The organism is Micromonospora sp. M71_S20 (assembly GCF_003664255.1).
Lineage (GTDB): Bacteria > Actinomycetota > Actinomycetes > Mycobacteriales > Micromonosporaceae > Micromonospora.
Genome location: NZ_RCCV01000004.1, coordinates 802021 through 818008, shown reverse-complemented (window position 1 = coordinate 818008; position 15988 = coordinate 802021). Strand labels below are relative to the sequence as shown.

The window sequence follows — 15988 nt, the reverse complement described above, 5'->3', positions numbered from 1 at the left end:
GGTGACGGGCGCACGAGAGCGCCTCACCTTCACCCAGCGTGTCGACCCGGACACGGGCAGACGCCTCCGATGTTGCTCAGTCCGGGTCGGGAATCCGTCAGACCGGCTCCGGCGAGCTGGCGGGGGCGTACCACGCGCCGATCCGGCGGGCCGCCGCGAAGCTGGCCCAGGCGACCGCGTCGACCAGGGCCGCGTCGCCCGGCCGGTGGCGGCGGAACTCCGTGACCACCTCCTTGTCGACCTGGTAGGAGGCGAACGCGGTCAGCAGGGCCAGGCGGCCGGCGGCCCGCTCCGCCTCGGGCAGCGGTGCGATCAGTCGTTCGCACCACTGTCGACTCAGGCCGGTCTCCTCCCCCCGCCAGGCGTCGAGGCGCTCCGCGACCAGCTCCCGGACGGCCGGCGGAACGGCCCGCTCGCCGGCCGCCTCGAACGCCGCGTACGCGCGGGCCATCGCCCCGGCCACGTGCGGGCTGCCCGCCGCCCAGCCGGCCTCCGCCGGCAGCGGCGCCGGCGGCAGCAGCCCCACCGAGCGGCCCGGCGCCCGGGGGTCGCGCAGCGTCCCCTGCATGATCCAGCCGATGCCCCGCTTCAGGCGCCGCCGTGCCCGTGGCGCCAGCCCCGGCGGGAGCAGGAAGTTGGGGAGGAAGACGTTGACCACACGGGCGATGTAGTGGAAGCCCACGACCACGCCGACCAGCTCCGGGCGGTCCCGCTCCGAGAACGGCAGGACCGGCCGCGGGGTCCGCGGCTGGTGCGCCGTACGGGCCCACTCGGCCGCGTCGCGGATGCGCCGGTCGGTGATCTCGGCGAGCCGGTCGGCCACGATCGCCTCCGCGTCGTGCTCGGTCGACAGCTCGTAGAGCCCGACACTGTGCATGTCCACGCAGTACGGGCAGATGTTCGCCACCGACACGGCGGCGGCCACCGCCTCCTTGGTCGCCCGGTCCAGGGGCTCCGTCGGCAGCAGCGGCTCCCGCATGACCATCCAGTACGCGGCCAGCACCTCCGGCGACGGGGAGTGCAGCTGCGCGGGCGGCACGACGAGCTGCATCTCCTGCGCGACCTGCGCGTACACGGTGTCCACCAGCCCTCGTGCGGCTCCCGGCGGGACCGGCGTGACGTAGTTGACCTGGCGCTGGACCACCGACGAGGCCACCCGACGAGCGATCATGATCTGCCTCCTGCTCCGCGTCGCCCCCGTCGGACGGTCACGACGGCGGCTCCCGACGACTGCGGCACTGCCAGTATTGGGAGTCCGGCGGCCCGGATGACGCGGTCGGCACCGGTTGAGCACCTTCGGAGAAGGCCCCGCCAGCGGGGCCTGCCGATGATGGCGACGACCCCAGTCCCCCACCCATGGGAGTCGCGATGCTGGTCCTGGTAACCGGTGGCACCGGATTCATCGGCTCCCACTCGACGGCCGCCATCCTCGGTGGCGGCCACCGCGTCCGGATGCTCGTGCGCGACCCGTCCCGCGCCCGCCGGATGCTGACCGCGCTGGGCGCCCACGCCGAGCGGGTCGAGCTGGTCACCGGCGACGTCACCGATCCCGCCGCCGTGGGCCGGGCCGCCGACGGCTGCGCCGCCGCGCTGCACGCCGCCGGCGTCTACAGCTTCGACGCCCGGGACCGGGCGCGGATGGCGGCGGTCAACCTGCGCGGCACCGAGGTGGTGCTCGGGGCGGCGCGGGCGGCGGGCCTCGACCCGATCGTGCACGTCTCCACCTTCGGGGCGCTGCTGCCGGCCGCGCGGTCGCCGCTGACCGTCGACTCGCCGGTCGGCGCGCCCGGGGAGGCGTACCTGCGCAGCAAGGCCGCCGCCGAGCGCGTCGCCCGCCGGCACCAGGACGACGGGGCGCCGGTGGTGATCACCTACCCGCTGGCCTCGCTCGGGCCCGACGACCCCCACCTGGGCGACCAGACGACGCGGGTACGCAACGTGCTGCGCGGGCTCATGCCGCTGTGGCCGACCGGCGGCTTCCCCGTCGGCGACGTGCGGGACGTGGCCCGGCTGCACGCGGCGGTGCTCGAACCCGGGCGCGGACCCCGCCGCTACCCGGCCCCCGGCCGCTACGTCACGACCCGCGAGTTCGTCGACGCGCTGCGCCGGGTCACCGGGCGGACCCTGCCCACCCTGCGGCTGCCGGCCCGCGCCCTGCTGCCGATGGGCCACCTGGTCAGTGCGGCGCAGCGGCTGTCGCCCGTCCACCTGCCCGCCGAGCACGGCGCCATCTACCTCTGCGCCACCGCCCGCCCGATGGACGCCACGCCCACCCAGGAACTGCTCGGGCCGGCGAGCCGGTCGCTCGACGAGACGATGACCGACACCGTGCGCTGGCTGCACCGCACCGGGCGGCTGAGCCGGCGCCAGGCCGGGCTCGCCGCGCTCCCGGCGACCGCCGCGCCGCGCCGGGCCGCCAACCCGCTCTGACCCGCCCGACCCGCCGCGACCGGCGGCGCCCCGCCGCGCGGAGCGGTCGCCGCAGCTGGCGTTGCCTCAGCGGCGACTCCGGGTGACCCGGGCACCGGTCGACGTGGCCCGCACATTTGCGTGACGCGCCACCGCGCACAGTTTCGCTGACCTTTCCCACGGCCCGCCGGTGATCGGCCTCAGCAAAACAGGAGGTGCGTCCCAGCTGCGTCGGTAGCCAGGATTATGCAGAACTTCGCGCACCATCCGCGCCGCACGGAGTAATTCCGGGCGACCACCATTTCACCCCTTGCTTCCGTCGCCTTTACCGGCGTTGGCAAAAGGCTGCCCGAAAACGACTCGGCGGGACTAGAGACCGACGCGCCCGCCCTTAAGGAGGTAGCGCCGTGCAACCGGAAACACCCGAGGAACAGCAGGCGCGCGTGCTGACGCTGGAGGCGTTCGCCGACACCATCATCCCCGGGACGAAGCGGTCCGCCGACGACCGGGCGATCGCCGGCGTCTCGCCCGACGGGGGCGCGGTCGAGTCGGGGGCGTTGGCCCTGATGGAGGACCCGGCCGGCGGGGTGTCGCTGATGCTGGGCACGCTCAGTGAGGCCCTCAACGCGCACGCGACCAGGTACGCCGAGGCCAACGGCCTGACCCTCGACCCGGCGGTGCCGCCCTTCGTCGGCCTCGCGTTCGACCATCGCACCGCGCTGCTGAGTCACCTGCTCGCCCCGGACAACCCGGAGAAGGAGATGTGGGTGGGGCTCGCCCTGTTCAGCAACATGGCCTACGACAGCGCAGCCCACATGAACACGCGCGACGCACTCGCCGCGGGGCACCCGGGGCTGCTGGCGATCGGCATCACCAGACCCGACGACGACGGACTGTGGCGGTTCCCCGAGTACTCGTACGGACGCCCGCTGTCGCGACCGCACCCGCACACCACCCCCACAGGGAGTCCGGCATGACCAGTGGCGCAAGCACCGACGTCGTGGTGATCGGCAGCGGCTTCGGCGGGGCGATCCCCGCGTACCACCTGGCCGCGGGCGGGGCGCGCGTGGTGGTCCTGGAACGGGGACCGTGGCTGTCCAGCGAGGAGTTCGACCACGACTTCAAGCTCGGCTCGTCGTACACCCGGATCTTCGACTTCACCGTGGGCGACGGGATGAGCGTGCTCGGCGGCAACTGCGTCGGCGGCGGCAGCGTCGTCTACTTCGCCACCATGCCGCGCGCGCCACGGTTCGTCTTCGAGCGGCAGGGCAGCATCGGCCGGCGGATGTGGCCGGCGGCCATCACCCGCGACACCCTCGACCCCTGGTACGACCGGGTCTGCGAGGCGCTCCCGATCACGATGCAGAGCTGGGACAAGGTGCCGTACGCCGGCGGCCTCTTCGCCGCGGCCTGCGCGCACGCCGGGCGCACGGCCAACCCGGTGCCGTCCGCCGTGGACGTCGACAAGTGCACCAACTGCAACTGGATGATGGCCGGGTGTCGCTTCGACGCCAAGCGCTCCCTGCTGCTGAACTACCTGCCGGCGGCCCTGGCGCACGGCGCCGAGATCCGGCCGCTGCACGAGGTGCAGCACCTCTCCCGCACCGACGACGGCGGCTACCGGGTGCACTACCGCGTGGTCGACGGCGAGGACTACCGGATCCTGCACGACAGCGGGACGATCGACGCCAAGATCGTGATCGTGGCCGCCGGGGCCGGCGCGACCCCGGTGATCCTGCAACGCTCGGAGCCCACCCTCGGCACGATGCCCTCCGCCGTCGGCCGGTACTTCTCCGGCAACGGGGAGCGGCTCAACACGGCCGTCTTCGACGACGACCGGGTCCGGGAGGTGCTCGGCCTCAGCCGGCCCGACGGCCGGGGATACGACGCCAACCAGATCGGCCGCGGGCCGACAGTGGCGACCTGGGACAAGCTCGATCCGGACCTGCCCGAGTACGAGCGGTACTCGCTGGAGCAACTCTTCTTCCCGCTGGGGCTGGGCACGATCCTCGCCCAGGTGCCCGACGCACAGGGACCGAGCTGGTTCGGCCTGGCGAAGAAGGACATGCTGCGCCGCTGGCAGTCGTGGCTGACGCTGTTCACGATGTCGGAGGACGACAACGAGGGCGTCTTCGGACCGCCGCCGGCGACCGGCAACGCGGACCGCATCTCCCAGCAGATGCTCGGCCGGGGTCCGCTGCGCTACCGGCCCACCGCCAACACCCTGCGGGGCTGGGCCGCCGCCGACGCGGACGCCCGGGACATCCTGGAGCGCGACGGGCTGGCCCGGGTGATGCCGTGGACCAACGACGTGGTGGGCGCGTACACGGTGCACCCGCTGTCGTCCTGCCGGATCGGCGACGACCCGGCGACGTCCGCCCTCGACGACCGGCACGAGCTGCGGCAGCACCCCGGCATCTTCGTCACCGACGGCTCGGCGGTGCCGGGCGCGCTCACCGTCAACCCGGCCCTCACCATCGCCGCGCTCGCCGAGCGCGCCGTGCCCGGCATCGTCCGCGCGGCGCAGGAGCGCGGCGTGCCGGTCACCTACCACGGCTCGCTGCCCGAGGGGACGGCCACCGCGGTGCCCCAGGTCGTGCCCGGCTAGGACCACGACGGGCCGGGGGCGCGCCCCGCTTCCGGCCCTCGGCCCGCCCGACCAGGAAGGAGACCGATGGGCAGGCGACTGGCTCGGGTGACGAGCCGCACGATGCTGACCCACGTCCGGCACGTGACGCCGGTCGCCCCGGACGCCGCCGACGGGCCCGTCGCCCGGGTCTACCGGCAGATGGTCGACGACTTCGGGGTCCTCGCGCCCCCGGTGCTGCTGCACTCCCCCGCCCCCGACGTGCTGCGCGCGTGCTGGCTCATGCTGCGCGAGACGCTGCTCGCCGAGGGGCTGGTCGGCCGCGACGCGAAGGAGGTGGTGGCCACCGCCGTCTCCGAGAGCAACCGGTGCCCGTACTGCGTGGAGGTGCACGGCGCGACGGCGGCCGGGCTGCTGGGCGACGCGGGCGGGTGGCTGGCGGCCGGGGTCGGCGGGATCGGCGACCGGCGGCTGCGGGCCCTGGCCGAGTGGGCCCGGCACAGCGGGGCCGACAGCCCTGCGCGCCGCCGTCGGCCGCCGTTCCCTGCCGAGCACGGGCCGGAGCTGATCGGCGTGGTGGTGGCCTTCCACTACCTCAACCGGATGGTGAGCGTCTTCCTCCAGGACTCCCCGTTGCCGCCCACGCCGGCCGGGATGCGCACCGGGGTCCGGCGCACGGCCGCCCGCATCATGGGGGCGCTGGCCCGCGCCGACAGGCCACCCGGTCGTTCCCTGGAGCTGCTGCCACCCGCCCCGCCGGAGGCCGACCTGGCCTGGGCCGTCGGCCAGCCGCACGTGGCCGCCGCCTTCGCCCGCGCCGGCCAGGCGGTCCGCCGCCGCGGCGAGGCCGCCCTGCCGGAGCACGTCCGGCGGCGGGTACTGGCCTGCCTGGCCGACGCCCCGCCCCCGGCGCCGGGCGGCGGGCGGTGGGTCGACGCCGCCGTCGCCGAGCTGTCGCCGGCCGAGCGACCGGCCGCCCGGCTGGCGCTGTTGACCGCGCTCGCGCCGTACCGGGTCACCGACGCCGACGTCGCCGCCTGCCGTGCCGGCGGTGCCGACGACGCCACGCTGGTCGCGGTCACCGCCTGGGCGAGCCTGGCCGCGGCCCGCCGGATCGGGGCCCGGCTGTACGAGGACGGCCCCGCCCCGCCCCCGGCCGGCGTACCCGGCGCCGACCTCGCCGTCGGGGAGGAGGCCTCGCGTGCGGGCGAGTCGTGATCCGGGGCCGGCCGTCGACGCGGTGGGGACGCTGCCGCGGGCGAGGTCCGGCAACCCGTGGGCGGCACTGCTGGTGCTGTGCCTCGGCAACTTCCTCATCCTGCTCGACACGAGCATCGTCAACACGGCCGTGCCCGACATGATGCGGTCGCTGGACACCGGCATCGACAGCATGCTGTGGGTGCTGAACGGCTACCTGCTGGCGCTGGCGTCCCTGCTCATCGTCGCCGGGCGCCTCGGCGACCTGTTCGGTCCGCGTACCGTCTTCATGGCCGGCATGGCGGTGTTCGCGGTGGCCTCGGTGCTCTGCGGGGCGGCCCAGTCCCCGGGGCAGCTCATCGGCGCGCGGGTGGTGCAGGGCGTGGGCGCCGCGGCGCTGCTGCCGCAGGCGCTGGTCCTCATCTCCGGCATCTTTCCGGCCGCACGGCGCGGCGCCGCCTTCGGCATCTTCACCGCCGTCGCCGGCGTGGCCGCCGTCAGCGGACCCACCCTCGGCGGGCTCGTGATCACCCGGTTCGGCTGGGAGTGGATCTTCTACCTGAACGTGCCCCTCAGCGTGGCGGGCGTCGCCCTGGCCTGGTGGCTCGTCCCCGACCTGCGCACCCGCCGGCCGCGCCACCTCGACGTGCCCGGCGTGCTCCTGGCCACCGCCGCGCTGGTGGGCCTCATGTACGCCCTCATCGAGGGCGAACGGCACGACTGGGGCACGGTACGCGGGCCCGTGAGCATCCCGGCGATCCTGGCCGCCTCGGCGGTGTGCGCGGTGGTGTTCGCGCTGCGCGAGCGCCGACAGCGGGAGCCGCTCGTCCCGCCCGGCCTGTTCCGCCTGCGCAACTTCGCCCCGGCGACCCTGATCACGCTCGTCAGCTCGTTCGGGCTGTACGGCTTCCTGCTGGTCTTCGTGATCGAGACGCAGTCGCTGCTCGGCATGAGCCCGCTGGAGTCCGGTCTCGCCGCGTTGCCCTGGACGCTGGTGCTCAGCGCCGTCGCGCCGGTCGCCGGGCGGCTCACCGACCGCCTGGGCGGCCGGCGCCTGCTCGCGGGCGGGCTCACCGTGTACGCGCTCGGCGTGCTGGGCATGGCGGTGCTGGTCACGCCGCGCTCCACCGTCGGCACGTTCGTCGTACCGCTGATCGCCGTCGGCGTCGGCATGGGGGCGTCCATCGCGCCGACCACCACCGAGGCCATGCGCGAGGTGCCCGCCCGGCTGGCCGGCGCCGCCGCGGGCGTGCTCAACACCGCCCGCCAGGTCGGCGGCGCGCTCGGCGCAGCGGTCGTCGGGGCGGTGCTGCAACACCGGCTCGCCGACACCCTGCCGGAGGCGGCCCGCGCCCGGGCGGCGACGCTGCCTCCCGAGGCCCGGGCGGCCTTCCTGGACGGCTTCGGCGCCGCCGAGCAGGGCATCAGGCTGGGTGCCGGCCAGGCCGGCGGTTTCGTCGTGCCGGCGGGAACGCCGCCGGCGCTGGCCGACCGGTACGCGGCGCTGGCCACGGACGCCTTCAACGCCGCGTTCCTGCCCGCCGTCCGGCCGGCGCTGGCCGTGGTGGGGGGCGTCCTGCTGCTCGGCAGCCTGGTCGCGTTGCGGTTGCGCGCGCACCCGGCGGTGGGGGCCCCGCCCTCGGCACAGCGGGAGAAGACGCCCGCCCCACCCCCTGCCGATGATTGAGGCGGCGGCGCCGACGCGGCTGCCGATCTCCTTCCTTCCCCGTCGACCATCGGGCGCGCAGCGCCGGCGACGTGCACTCGACACCCGCAGCGAGAGGATCAGCGCGTGACAGATCAGGATGTGTTCGCCGCACTGGAGGCCGAGGGCGACGACGTCGACCGCATGCTCGTCGACCTGGACGACGCGGGGTGGCGGAGGGCCACCCCGGCCGAGGGCTGGACGGTCGCGCACCAGATCGCGCACCTGGCCGCGACCTTCCGGATGGCCGGGCTGGCGGCCGCCGACCCGGACAAGTTCCGGGCCCTGACGGGCCGCCTGAGCGACGACTTCGACGCGAACGTGGACGTGGCGATGGCGCCCTATCTGGCCGAGGCGCCCGCGGCGCTGATGGGCCGGTGGCGTACGGAGCGGGCCGCCGCGGAGAAGGCGCTCGCCGCCGTCGAGCCCGGGCAGTTGGTGCCCTGGCTCGTCCGGCCGCTCCCGGCGCCGGTGCTCGCCGCGGCCGGGATGATGGAGCTGTTCGGCCACGGCCAGGACATCGCCGACGCCCTCGGCGTACGCCGCGAGCGCACCGACCGGCTGCGCCACCTCGTCGAGTTCGCCGTGCGCACGTGGGACTTCGGCTACCAGGCGCGCGGTCTGCCCACTCCGGACGTCGCCCTACGCTTCGAGATCACCGCGCCGTCGGGGGCGCTCTGGCGGTTCGGCCCGTCCGACGCCGAGCAGGTCGTCACCGGTCCCGCCGCCGACTTCTGCCTGCTGGTCACCCGACGACGGCACCGCGCCGACCTGTCGGTGACGGCGGTGGGCGCCGAGGCCGAGCACTGGCTGGACATCGCCCAGGCGTACCGAGGGCCGGCCGGTCCCGGCCGGGCTCCCGGGCAGTTCGCCGACTCCTGACCTTCCGCGGGGCGACCTGCGCGTAGCCGACCGGGATCCCGCGCCGCGGCGGGCTCCGCCAGCGGTTGCCCCATGTCGAAGGGGCCGTCCGACGGACGGCCCCTCCGACATGGGGGCGGGCCCCGCCGGTGTTCAGCCGACGACCTCGGCACGGCGGCGGTCGTACCAGCATCCGGTTGCCCGGCTCCGGACCGGCTGCGCGTCGCCCGGCCTGATCCGCGTGTCCCGGCGGCCGGCGACCCGTCGAATGCACGGAGCTGCGCAGTTCCGGGCGAGGCCGGGCACGACCGGCAGCCGCGGACGGAGCGTCACCGCCGGATCAGAACCTCCGGCAGCGGCTTTCGGACCAGGTCCGGCACCGTGGCGTCGGGCGCCGGATACCCGACCGGCATGACCAGGTACGCACGCTCCTCCGGCGGCCGTTCGCACACCTCGTTGAGGAAGCGCATCGGGCTCGGCGTGTGGGTCAGGGTGGCCAGGCCGGCGTGGTGCAGCGCAGTGATCAGCACGCCGACCGCGATGCCCACGGATTCCTTGACGTAATAGGGCTTCGGGGACCGCGGGCCCTGGTGCACCTCGAACACCACGATCACGACCGGCGCCACCTCCAGGAAGGGCTTGTGCCAGTCCGTACCGATCGGGGCGATCGCCTCCAGCCACTGCGCCGACGCGCGCCGGGCGTAGAACTCACGTTCCTCGGCCTCCGCGGCCTCCCGCAGCCGGCGCTTCCGGGCGGCGTCGGTGACCACGACGAACCGCCACGGTTGCAGGTTTGCGCCGCTCGGCGCGGTCGCCGCCGCGCGGATCGCCTCCTCGATCACCTCCATCGGCACCGGCTCGGGCGAGAAGTGTCGGATGGAACGTCTGGCGGCCATCCGGTCGGCGAAGGTACGCGCGCGACGCACCATGTCCCCCGCCGCCATCGGCGAGTCGGATGCGAGGTCACCGGTCGTACGAGCCATGAGCGCCTCCCCGGGGCGATCGACGGATCCAGCATCGCCCAGCGGCGCGGGGCGCGTTTACGAAACCGTGCGGACTTCGACCGCCGAGCGGCGGACGCCACGCGAGCGGGGCGCTCACCCGTCCGCCGGCGAGCCCTGGGCGGCGGGTACGGCGCCGAGCGGTCCCTCGGCTGCCTGGTCCGGGCCGGGCGCGGCGAGAAGCCGGGCCACCATGGCGGCCAGCAGCGCGGTGCGCTCCGGCATCCTCGCGACGTCCACGTACTCGCCGCGGGCGTGCGGCAGGCCCCCCACCCCGCCCAGCCCGTCCAGGGTGGGCACGCCGAGCGCGCCGGTGAAGTTGGCGTCGGAGGCGCCCGGGGCGGCGACGCCGCGCACGGCAGGCAGCCCGAGCTCCGCCCCCACCGACTGCGCGACGCGCAACAGCGATGCCGACACGGAGGCCGGCAGCGGGTACCGGTTGATCCCGCCGCCGACCGTCAGCCGCGCGTCGGGCAGCCGGGGGGTCAGCTCGCGGACGAGTCGGTCCACCCGGTGCAACTCCTCGCGGGTCCAGGCCCGCACGTCGACGCAGAGGACCGCGGACTCGGGGACGACATTCGTCATCGTGCCGGCGGAGAGGACCGTCGGGGTCACACTCGTCTCCCCAGCGGCGAAGGACTGCACCGCGAGGACGTGGTGCGCGAGCTCCACCCCGGCGTTGACGCCCCGGTGCGGCTCGACGCCGGCGTGTGCCGCCCGGCCCCGCACCGCGATCCGGTAGACCGAGCCGCCCTTGCGGGCGACCTTCAGATCGCCGCCCTCGGTGCTCGGCTCGCCGACCAGCACCGCCCCGGAGCGGCGGGCCTGCTCCTCGATGAGCGGTCGGGAGGTGCCGGATCCGCTCTCCTCGTCGCAGGTGAGCAGCAACCCCACCCGCGAGGTGTCCGGCAGCAGCTCCAGCGCGGTCAGCATCTGGACGATTCCGGCCTTCATGTCGCAGACCCCGGGCCCCGTGGCGGTGCTTCCGGTGACCGTGAAGGGCCATTCCCGGATGGTTCCCGCCGGCCAGACCGTGTCGTAGTGCCCGAGCAGCAGCACGCGCTGGTCGGGGGCCGCCCAGAGCAGGTGCGGCAGTCCGTCGAGGACCACCCGACGCCCCCGCCGGCCCAGCGCGGCGTCGCCCCACGCCTGGAGCAGCTCGGCGCAGGCGGTGAGTTCCGGACCCGGTTCCGGCGGCGACTCGCAGGTCACCAGCCGGCGCAGACGCGCCGTCATCACCGCCGCCCGGGCCCGCGCACCACGCCGAAATACATCGACATCCACCATGGTCTGATGGTGGCACCGCCGCCCCCGGCGACCACAGGGCACGATGCCGAGACCGCACGGATGCGGTGGTGCGGCGCCCAACACGACACCCTGGAAGACAGGGCGGACCGGCCGATCGCCTTCGGTCCTGCGTCGGGGCGCCGGCTGGCGGCGGCCAGGTCGGGAACCTGCCGGGGCCGAGGACCGCGACACCGCGCCGGCCATCGGCGGCGACGATCCGGGAAGTCGGAAACGAAATCGTCCGCCCCGCCGGGTACGGCGGGGCGGACGAGGACGGTACGCCCAGGCGGGACGGCGACGGTGCCGCCGCGCCATGGGGATGTCGTCAGCGGCTGCCTTCGAGCTGGCCGCGCAGCTTCCCCAGCGCGCGGGCGAGCAGTCGGGAGACGTGCATCTGGGAGACGCCGACCTGCGTGGCGATCTCGCTCTGGGTGAGGTTGCCGTAGAAGCGGAGAGTGAGGATCTTCTGCTCCCGCTCGTCGAGGGTGGCGAGGGCCGGGCCGAGGGCGACCCGCAGCTCCGCCAGCTCGTACTCGCTGTCCTCGGCGCCCAGGGTGTCGCCCAGCTCGGTGGCGCTGTCGCCGTCGCCGATGGGGGTGGACAGGGAGACCGCGTTGTAGGCGCGGGCGCCTTCGAGCCCCTCCAGGACCTCTTCCTCGGTGACGCCGAGGTGGGCGGCGATGTCGGCGACCGTCGGCGCGCGGTTGAGCGTCTGGGTGAGGGTGCCGTTGGCCTCGGAGATGCGCAGCCGCAGCTCCTGGAGGCGGCGCGGCACGCGGATGTTCCAGGTGCGGTCGCGGAAGTGACGCTTGATCTCACCGAGGATCGTCGGGATGGCGAAGCCGGCGAAGTCCACGCCCCGGGAGGCGTCGAACCGGTCCACGGCCTTGATCAGCCCGAGGGCCGCGGTCTGGGCCAGGTCCCCGTTGGGCTCGCCGCGCCCGCTGTAGCGGAAGGCGAGGTGGTTGGCCAGCGGCAGCCACGCCTCGATCACCCGCGCCCGCAGCGCCGGCCGGTCGGGGTGCCCCTCCGGCAGGGCGGCGAGGGCGGCGGTCAGCTCGCTCGCGCGGGTCTCGTCACCGGAGACCGTGGTGGCGGCGTCGGTGGTGGTGCTCGGCGCGGTCGTCGTGGTGATCATGCTGCCCTTCCTGTCCCACAGATGCGGCGACGCCGGGAACCGGCGAGCGCAGTGTCACCACCCTAGACCAACGGCCGGCGCCATATCAACCGAACGGCCGATGGACAAAAGCGGCAGGAGCTCCCAAATGAGGCGCGAAGGGTGTGGCTCCCGCCACGCGCGGCCGGTGCCGCCGGCACTCAGGAGGCCGGCGGCCCCACGTAGAGCCGACTCACCGTCTCGGCGACGCAGACCGGCTTGCCGCCGGCGTCGCACTCCACGGTCGCGGCGGTGACCAGCTGCACCCCGCCGGCCACCGGGGACACCTCGGCGATGGTGGCGACGGCCCGGACCGCCGTGCCGACCCGCACCGGGGCGGGGAACCGCACCCGGTTCAGCCCGTAGTTGACCCCCATCCGCACGCCCCGCACCCGGTAGAGCCGGCCCACCAGCGCCGGCAGCAGGGACAGGGTCAGGAAGCCGTGCGCGATCGTGCCGCCGTACGGGCCGGCGGCGGCCCGCTCCGGGTCGAGGTGGATCCACTGGTGGTCGTCGGTGGCGTCGGCGAACAGGTCGACGCGCCCCTGCTCGATCCGCTGCCACGGCCCCGGGCCGAGGGTCTCCCCCACCGCCGCGGCCAGCTCGTCGACGGAGTCGAAGGTCCTCATGCCAGGTGCCCTCCCAGTCGGGTGTAGCCGCGCAGCAGGTCCCGCGCGATGATGAGCCGCTGCATCTCGTCGGTGCCCTCGAAGATCCGGTAGAGCCGGACCTGCCGGTACCACCGCTCGACGGGCAGTTCGCGGGTGTAGCCCATGCCGCCGTGGATCTGCAACACCCGGTCGACCACCCGGTTGACCATGCCGGCGCCGTAGAGCTTCGCCATCGAGGAGGCGTGCCGCGGGTCCATGCCCTGGTCGACCGTCCAGGCCGCCCGCAGGATGAGCCAGCGGGCCGCCTCCAGCTCGGTCTCGGAGTCGGCGATCATCCACTGGATCGCCTGGTTGTCGCCGATGGGCCGGCCGAACGTCTGCCGGGTGGTGGCGTGGTCGATCGCCATGCGCAGCGCCCGCTCGGCGATGCCGACGGCGTGCGAGGGGATGGTGTAGCGCCCCTTGCCGATCCACTCCATCGCGAGGGTGAAGCCCTGGCCGGGCTCGCCGAGGATGTTGCGCTCCGGCACCCGTACGTCGTCGAAGACCAGCGCGGCCGGGCCACCCTCACCCATGGTCTGGATGAACTCCGAGCGCCAGCCCATCGCCCGGTCCACCAGGAAGGCCGTGGCGCCGCCGTTGCGGGCCCCCTTCTCCCGGTCGGTGACCGCGATGACGATGGCGAAGTCGGCCTCGTTGCCGCCGGTGATGAAGGTCTTCTCGCCGTTGAGCACCCAGTCGCCGCCGTCGCGGCGGGCGCTGAGCCTGATGTTGGCCGCGTCGGACCCCGCGCCCGGCTCGGTGATCGCGAAGCAGCTGCGCCGCTCCCCCTCGATCGTCGGGATCAGGAACTCCCGCTTCTGCGCGTCGTTGGCCCGGAACAGGATGTTGTCGGCCTCGCCGCCGAAGCGGAACGGCACGTACGAGCGGCCGAGCTCGGTCCAGATCAGCGACTGGGTGACGGCGGGCAGGTCCATGCCGCCGTACTCCTCGGGGGTGGCCAGCCCCCAGAAGCCGAACGCCCGCGCCTTGAGCTGCAACTCGCGCAGCTCGTCGGGCTCCAGGCCGGGCCGGTGGGCGCGTTCGCGCCGCAGCAGCTCCGGCTCCAGCGGCATGACCTCCCTGGTGATGAAGTCGCGGGCCGTGTCGCGGATGGCCCGTTCGGTGTCCGAGAGCGCGAAGTCCATGTCCCCTCCGGGTCGGTGCGGTGGTGCGCGCGGCTCAGCGCGCGCCGCCGTTGACGTACAGGGTCTGACCGCTGACGTACGAGGCGTCGTCGCTGGCCAGGAAGGCGATGACCGAGGCGATCTCGGCCGGCTGGGCGACCCGGCGCAGCGGGGTGTGCTCGGCGACCGCCCGCTGGTGCTCCTCGGGGCTGCTGCCGACCCGCTCGGCGGTGGCGGCGGTCATCGCGGTGGCCACGTAGCCGGGGGCGACCGCGTTGACGGTGACGTTGAACGGACCCAGCTCGACGGCCAGGGTGGCGGTCAGCCCCTGCACGCCGGCCTTGGCCGCTGCGTAGTTGACCTGGCCCCGGTTGCCCAGCGCGGAGCGGCTGCTGAGGTTGACGATCCGGCCGTAGCGGGCGGCCACCATGTGCTGCTGCGCCGCCTGGCAGCAGAGGAACATGCTCGTCAGGTTGGTCCTCAGCACCGCCTCCCACTCGGGCAGCGGCATCCTGAACAGCAGGTTGTCGCGGGTGATCCCGGCGTTGTTGACGAGCACGTGCAGCCCGCCGTACGCCTGGATGACCTGCTCGGTCATGGCGGCGACCGCCTCGGCGTCGGTCACGTCGCAGCCGATGCCGACGGCCCGGCCGCCGGCGGCGGCGATCTCGTCGGCGACGGCCCGGCTGCGCCCGGCGTCGAGGTCGACCACGGCGACCGCCGCGCCCTCGGCGGCCAGCCGGTGCGCGGTGGCCGCGCCGATGCCCTGCGCGGCGCCGGTGACGACGGCGACCCGGTCGGCGAATCTGGTCACGGTTTCTCCCTGGCTCTAGAAGGCGTTGACGCCGGTGAGCGCACGTCCGATGAGCAGCTGCTGGATCTGGCTGGTGCCCTCGTAGAGGGTGGCGACGCGGGCGTCGCGCAGGTACTTGCCGACGGGGTACTCGTCGATGTAGCCGTACCCGCCGAAGACCTGGACCGCGTTGTTGGCCGCGCGGACGGCGGCCTCGCTGGCGAAGAGCTTGGCCATCGACGCCTCGGTGGCGAACGGCTGGCCCCGGTCGATCAGGTCCGCCACCCGCCACACCAGCAGCCGCGCGGCGTCGGTGTCGACGGCGATGGCCGCGAGCAGCTGCTGCACGAGCTGGTGCCCGGCGATGGGCTTGCCGAACTGGGTGCGCTGACCGGCGTAGCCGACGGCCGCGTCCAGGCAGCCCTGGGCGATGCCGACGCAGCCGGCGGCCACGGACATCCGGCCCTTGGCCAGGGTGGCGAGGGCGAGCCGGAAGCCGGCGCCCTCCTCGCCGAGGAGGGCCGACTCCGGCACCCGTACGCCGTCGAAGCGCAGCTCCCCGGTGGCCTGCCCGCGCAGGCCCAGCTTGCCGTGGATCTCCCGCCGGGTCAGGCCCGGGGCGTCGGTGGGCACCAGGAAGGCGCTGATGCCCCGGTGTCCCGGGCCGCCGGTGCGGGCGAAGACCAGCGCGACGTCGGCCGTGGTGCCGTTGGTGATGAACATCTTCGCGCCGGTGATCAGCCAGTCGGTGCCGTCGCGGACCGCCCGGGTGGTCAGCGCGGCCGCGTCGGAGCCGCTGTCCGGCTCGGTCAGCGCGAAGCAGCCGAGGGCGGCGCCGGAGCAGAGCCGGGGCAGCCACTGCTCCCGCTGGGCCGGGGTCCCGTGCGCGGCGACGGACTTGGCGACCAGCCCGAGGGAGACCGAGACGATGCCGCGCACCGCGGAGTCGCCCCGGCCGAGCTCCTCCAGCACGAGGCAGTAGGAGAGGTGGTCGCCGCCCGAACCCCCGTCGTCCTCGCCGATGGTGAGCCCGAGGAAGCCGAGGTCGCCGAGTTTGCCGACGATGTCGGGGTCCACGGACTCGCGGCGGTCCCAGGTGGCCGCGTGCGGCGTCACCTCACGGTCGACGAAGTCCGCGGCGAGCCGGCGGACCGCCGCCTGCTCGGCGGACAGTTCCAGATCCATGAGGCTTAAACTAGCGGTGCAAGTTTAATT

The 15988-nt window shown here is 74.5% G+C and carries 14 protein-coding genes; 6 read left to right on the top strand and 8 right to left on the bottom strand.

Features of this window, described 5'->3' with window-relative positions; genetic code table 11:
- Positions 1–97: 97 nt before the first annotated feature.
- Positions 98–1171 carry a carboxymuconolactone decarboxylase family protein gene (locus DER29_RS32360; protein ID WP_121401398.1) on the bottom strand — a complete coding sequence of 358 codons (1074 nt, stop codon included), beginning with the start codon at positions 1169–1171 and terminating at the stop codon, positions 98–100.
- Positions 1172–1368: 197 nt separating this feature from the next.
- Between DER29_RS32360 and DER29_RS32355 the strand changes: the two genes are divergently transcribed.
- The 6 genes from DER29_RS32355 to DER29_RS32330 all read left to right on the top strand — a co-directional run bounded on the left by DER29_RS32355 (position 1369) and on the right by DER29_RS32330 (position 8780).
- On the top strand, positions 1369–2430 hold the full coding sequence (locus DER29_RS32355) for an NAD-dependent epimerase/dehydratase family protein (RefSeq protein WP_121401491.1): 1062 nt from the start codon (positions 1369–1371) through the stop codon (positions 2428–2430).
- A gap of 386 nt (positions 2431–2816) precedes the next feature.
- Entirely contained in the window at positions 2817–3386 is a 570-nt protein-coding gene (locus DER29_RS32350; RefSeq protein WP_121401397.1) for a DUF5987 family protein, read from the top strand.
- Complete coding sequence (locus tag DER29_RS32345; protein WP_121401396.1) at positions 3383–5017, top strand: FAD-dependent oxidoreductase; 1635 nt, start codon at positions 3383–3385, stop codon at positions 5015–5017. Before DER29_RS32350 ends, DER29_RS32345 begins: the two co-directional genes overlap by 4 nt.
- A 102-nt stretch (positions 5018–5119) precedes the next feature.
- A complete protein-coding gene (locus DER29_RS32340; RefSeq protein ID WP_121401395.1) occupies positions 5120–6214 on the top strand; it encodes a carboxymuconolactone decarboxylase family protein in 1095 nt (364 codons plus the stop codon).
- On the top strand, positions 6198–7880 hold the full coding sequence (locus DER29_RS32335; RefSeq protein ID WP_158619132.1) for a DHA2 family efflux MFS transporter permease subunit: 1683 nt from the start codon (positions 6198–6200) through the stop codon (positions 7878–7880). The genes DER29_RS32340 and DER29_RS32335 overlap by 17 nt, the downstream gene beginning before the upstream one ends.
- A 105-nt stretch (positions 7881–7985) precedes the next feature.
- The gene (locus tag DER29_RS32330; protein ID WP_121401393.1) at positions 7986–8780 is read left to right on the top strand and encodes a TIGR03084 family metal-binding protein; all 795 of its coding nucleotides are present in this window, start codon (positions 7986–7988) and stop codon (positions 8778–8780) included.
- A gap of 308 nt (positions 8781–9088) precedes the next feature.
- On the opposite strand, the gene DER29_RS32320 is transcribed toward DER29_RS32330, so the two are convergent.
- From DER29_RS32320 to DER29_RS32290, 7 genes are all read right to left on the bottom strand, one after another.
- Positions 9089–9703, bottom strand: coding sequence for a nitroreductase family protein (locus DER29_RS32320; RefSeq protein WP_370040916.1), 615 nt, complete (start codon positions 9701–9703; stop codon positions 9089–9091).
- A 153-nt stretch (positions 9704–9856) separates the two neighbouring features.
- Positions 9857–10996, bottom strand: coding sequence for a M20/M25/M40 family metallo-hydrolase (locus DER29_RS32315; RefSeq protein ID WP_233600297.1), 1140 nt, complete (start codon positions 10994–10996; stop codon positions 9857–9859).
- Positions 10997–11372: 376 nt separating this feature from the next.
- Positions 11373–12185 (bottom strand): SigB/SigF/SigG family RNA polymerase sigma factor, encoded by an 813-nt coding sequence (locus DER29_RS32310; protein WP_121401389.1) that lies wholly within the window; start codon positions 12183–12185, stop codon positions 11373–11375.
- A gap of 179 nt (positions 12186–12364) precedes the next feature.
- Positions 12365–12832: a MaoC family dehydratase gene (locus tag DER29_RS32305; RefSeq protein WP_121401388.1), complete on the bottom strand. Its 468-nt coding sequence runs from the start codon at positions 12830–12832 to the stop codon at positions 12365–12367.
- Positions 12829–14001 (bottom strand): acyl-CoA dehydrogenase family protein, encoded by a 1173-nt coding sequence (locus DER29_RS32300; protein ID WP_121401387.1) that lies wholly within the window; start codon positions 13999–14001, stop codon positions 12829–12831. The genes DER29_RS32305 and DER29_RS32300 overlap by 4 nt, the downstream gene beginning before the upstream one ends.
- 34 nt (positions 14002–14035) lie before the next feature.
- A complete protein-coding gene (fabG, locus tag DER29_RS32295; protein ID WP_121401386.1) occupies positions 14036–14794 on the bottom strand; it encodes a 3-oxoacyl-ACP reductase FabG in 759 nt (252 codons plus the stop codon).
- Positions 14795–14809: 15 nt separating this feature from the next.
- Positions 14810–15958, bottom strand: a complete 1149-nt coding sequence (locus DER29_RS32290) for an acyl-CoA dehydrogenase family protein (RefSeq protein WP_121401385.1) — start codon at positions 15956–15958, stop codon at positions 14810–14812.
- Positions 15959–15988 lie beyond the last annotated feature (30 nt).